Origin of the sequence: Massilia mucilaginosa (genome assembly GCF_011682145.1) — a bacterium.
GTDB classification, from domain to species: domain Bacteria; phylum Pseudomonadota; class Gammaproteobacteria; order Burkholderiales; family Burkholderiaceae_D; genus Telluria_A; species Telluria_A mucilaginosa.
Genome location: NZ_WHJH01000138.1, coordinates 1 through 1,631, shown reverse-complemented (window position 1 = coordinate 1,631; position 1,631 = coordinate 1). Strand labels below are relative to the sequence as shown.

General features: G+C 59.4%; 3 protein-coding genes and 1 pseudogene. 1 reads left to right on the top strand and 3 read right to left on the bottom strand.

The window, feature by feature from the left end; all coding sequences use genetic code 11:
• A partial coding sequence (locus F2P45_RS34130) for a hypothetical protein (protein ID WP_223164909.1) occupies window positions 1-454 on the bottom strand: 454 nt, incomplete at its 3' end.
• Here F2P45_RS34130 and F2P45_RS36630 point away from each other — a divergent pair.
• A pseudogene (locus F2P45_RS36630) lies at window positions 453-697 on the top strand (hypothetical protein); the annotation flags it as partial. The gene F2P45_RS34130 and the pseudogene F2P45_RS36630 overlap by 2 nt on opposite strands.
• A gap of 203 nt (window positions 698-900) precedes the next feature.
• Here the strand turns inward: F2P45_RS36630 and F2P45_RS35830 are convergent.
• Window positions 901-1,257: a hypothetical protein gene (locus tag F2P45_RS35830; RefSeq protein ID WP_223164908.1), complete on the bottom strand. Its 357-nt coding sequence runs from the start codon at window positions 1,255-1,257 to the stop codon at window positions 901-903.
• A gap of 2 nt (window positions 1,258-1,259) precedes the next feature.
• Window positions 1,260-1,517, bottom strand: a complete 258-nt coding sequence (locus F2P45_RS37355) for a C39 family peptidase (protein WP_502572743.1) — start codon at window positions 1,515-1,517, stop codon at window positions 1,260-1,262.
• Between the last annotated feature and the right edge of the window lie 114 nt (window positions 1,518-1,631).

Below are 1,631 nucleotides of genomic sequence, written 5' to 3'. Positions count from 1 at the left end.
GCGCGTCGGGCACGAACGGCATGTGCGGAATCTGGCCGCCAATCGCATCGCCCAGGGCGCGCGCGTCCGGCACGAAGGGCATGTTCGGAAGCTTGCCGGCGATATCGCCCGCCTGGCCCAACAGCGCCTGCGCCTGGCCGGCGACCTTCATCGCCTGCGCCACCTTGGGATTGGCCTGGGCCGCCAGGGCCGCACCGGCACTGGCCAAGCCGCCCAGTCCGGCACCGCTTTGCAGGGCCGATGGCGCCTCGATCGCGGCGCCGGCCACAGCGAGCTTCGCGCCGTCGACGCCGGCCACGCCGGCAGCACCCAGCGCCAGGCCGGCGACCGAAGCCGCCGACGCCGGCGGCGTGGTGGCAACGGTCGTGTGGGGTTTGAGGGCGTAAAGCCGGCACTGCCAGCTCGTTCCACTTACAGCTCCGTCCGTGTCCGTTTGTCGGCGTCGCCCCCACAAGGATCGCCTCGCCGGCATTGTGAGGGGCATGCTCGACAGACACAGCAATGTCTACGTCGAGGCCATGAATGGCATGCTCCAGCAAGTCAAACGCGCCACGCTCAGATTTCGCACTGTGAAGAACTTGTCGCCATCGCCTACCTTCGCATGGCAAAGTTGAAAAACCTGCCGACCAATCCGATGCAACCGGCCGCGCCGATTCGATCTACCATTTACCGGAACGGCCGTCCAGTTCCACTGTAAACGGCATTGAGCCTTTTGACACGCTCCGCCGGAGCGGATTTTTCCGCCGTCCGAACGGGATACGAACAGCCTACGGATAGCATACGAACAGGATACGAGTTGTGACCATTTGGTTCCAACACCGCCAACTCGCGCCACTTACTGCTTCGCCCGTGTCAGTTTGGGTGCCTGTCCCCCGTGCCGCACGTCCTCATCGACCGCTCCTATTCCTCGTCCCAGAAATCCCCAGGCGGCCCATACTCACCGTTCATCAATATCCGACTCCATCCAACTGATCGGTTGAAGAACGAGAGGTCCATAATCTTAAAAACGTTCGGCGCCATCTTTTCGAGCGTCACCATGGCGAAAGAGTAGTGGGTATATTCCCCACCCGCCCCTGCCATTGCCCTGTCGTTCAGTAGCTTGCTGTCCCATCCGGTCACGAGACCAGCCGCAACTGGTAAGGGTTCTTGAAACAGCAATTCAAAATCCGTGGCAACCCGGCACAGGCAAGGAATGTTCCTCTGACGCGCCATCTCTTCAGCGACGAAATTTTGGGGAAACTCAATGTGCAAAATCATAGTCAATTTTTCCTTGGTTTAGGAAGCACTACTTCGCCAGTGAAATTTCTTGAGAAGGTCTCTACTGGGCTAAAGTAAGCTCTGTTGTTTGGATCGCGGATTGCCACGACGCGTGTGCCGTTTCGCGTAGTGACGCCGTCAACCACCACAAAGTGCGAAAAGCTTGTCCCACCATCGACGTCAGTAATACGGACGATAACAGGCACTCCCTTGTCAGTATACCTTGCTAGGTCGTCGACGTTACGCCGTAAGCGATCCATCAACCCCAGGCTGTTCAGGAAGTCACGCCGCTGGTTAAATCGGGGGTATGCAAATCCTTCATATTCCACGGCAGCAGCGCCGCGACGTCATCCACGGTTTTCGCCGCTGGCAAG